The sequence below is a fragment of the Streptomyces sp. NPDC057486 genome (assembly GCF_042802415.1).
Taxonomy (GTDB): domain Bacteria; phylum Actinomycetota; class Actinomycetes; order Streptomycetales; family Streptomycetaceae; genus Streptomyces; species Streptomyces yanii.
Window position 1 is genome coordinate 1 of the sequence record NZ_JBHVEE010000311.1, and the last position, 1726, is coordinate 1726.

Annotated in this window: 2 pseudogenes; both read right to left on the reverse strand. The window is 68.0% G+C overall.

The window, feature by feature from the left end:
• Nucleotides 1–161 precede the first annotated feature (161 nt).
• Nucleotides 162–1085: pseudogene (locus ACFU6I_RS48550) on the reverse strand (integrase core domain-containing protein).
• Nucleotides 1073–1648: pseudogene (locus ACFU6I_RS48555) on the reverse strand (integrase); the annotation flags it as partial. The pseudogenes ACFU6I_RS48550 and ACFU6I_RS48555, both read right to left, overlap by 13 nt.
• Between the last annotated feature and the right edge of the window lie 78 nt (nt 1649–1726).

A 1726-nucleotide genomic window follows, 5' to 3' on the forward strand; every position in this document is an offset into this window, starting at 1 on the left:
CGCAACTCGGCGGCCTGTTCCACGGACAGCTCCATACCAAGAGACCCTGCCACACAAGATCAAGTAATGCTGACGGAATCACAAGACACTAGCCGTGACCAATTTCGAGGCCCCGTGACCAGGTTCGACGCTGCGCCTGCCGAAAACCTCATCCGCGCAGGTCATGCGGCATGTTGGTACTCGTGGAGGATGCCGCCGAGCCGTTCACGTCTCCGCACGTCGAGGCGAGCGATCTGCTCCAGATCGCTGATCGGGACCGGCAACGGGTGCAGAGGGCGGGCGTTGTCGATGCCCTGATGGGGCCGATGGGAGTTGTAGAAGTCCTCGAACTCGCGTAGAGCGTGCAGCAGGTGCCGCTGATTCCAGATCAAGGTACGGTCCAGCAACTCGCGCCGACAGGTCTGCACCCACCCTTCCATGATCGAGTTCATGCGCGGCATCCGCACCCCGCTGGGCACCACCTCGATCCCACCTCGGCGAGAACCGCGTCGAACAGCGAGGGGAACTTCCCATCGCGGTCCCGGATCAGGAACCGTGCCCGGCGCCGGCGTCTTCGAGGTCCATGACGAGACTCTCCGCTGTCTGCGTCACCCAGGAGGCGCTCGGGTGCGCGGTGGCGCCGAGGATCCGGATCCGCCGGCTGGCATGCTCGATCACCGCGAACACGTACAGGCGCGCCCCGGACAGCGTGACCGTCTCCAGGAAGTCGCACGCCAGCAAGGCGTCGGCCTGGGAGCGCAGGAAATCCGCCCACGTGCTGAAGCGCGTTCCGGTGCCGGGTCGATCCCAGCCTCCTGGAGGATCTCCCAGACGGTGGAGGCGGCCACCTTGATCCCGAAAACGAAGAGTTCGCCATGGATGCGGCGATACCCCCCACCGGGATTCTCCCACGCAAGCCGCAACACCAAGAACCGGATACAGCGCACGGTCGGCGGCCTTCCGGAGCACTTCGGCCGGAAAGCGGCAGCGTGACGGCGTGCGACCAGATCGCGGTGCCGGCGCAGCACCGTATCCGGACGCACCAGCAACCTCACCCTGCGCAGCACCTCCGACGTGGGGCGGGCTGCCCTCTCTTCGCGCGGCAGTCGGCGTCCTCAAGGTCCATGACGAGGTTCCTCGCGGTCTGCGTCACCCACGTGGCGGTGGGGTGGGCGGTGGCGCCAAGGATCCGGATCCGACGGCTGGCGTGCTCGATCACCGCGAAGACATAGAGCCGCGCCCCGGACAGGGTGACCGCCTCCAGGAAGTCGCAGGCCAGCAGGGCGTCGGCCTGGGAGCGCAGGAAGTCTGCCGACGTGCTCGTAGCGCGCCCGGGTGCCGGGTCGATGCCGGCGTCCTTCAGGATTTCCCAGACGGTGGAGGCGGCCACTTTCACGCCCAGGACGAGGAGTTCACCGTGGATGCGGCGATATCCCCAACTGGGGTTCTCCCGCGCGAGCCGCAGCACCAGCAGCCGGATGGAGCGCACGGTCCGCGGCCTTCCCGAACGCTTCGGGCGGGAACGAGCCGCGTGGCGGCGCGCGACCAGATCCCGGTGCCAGCGGAGCACTGTGTCCGGTCGTACCAGTAGCCGCACCCGGCGCAGCACGTCCCGCGGCACCCGGTGCAGCTCGCAGCAGGTCCACGGCCCCCGCATCGACCACCTCATCGGCCAGGCCCCGCCCGAGGCATGGCAACGCCTGTCCTGCGGCAACGGCGCCAAGGGACCACGGCTCTACGACTGGGC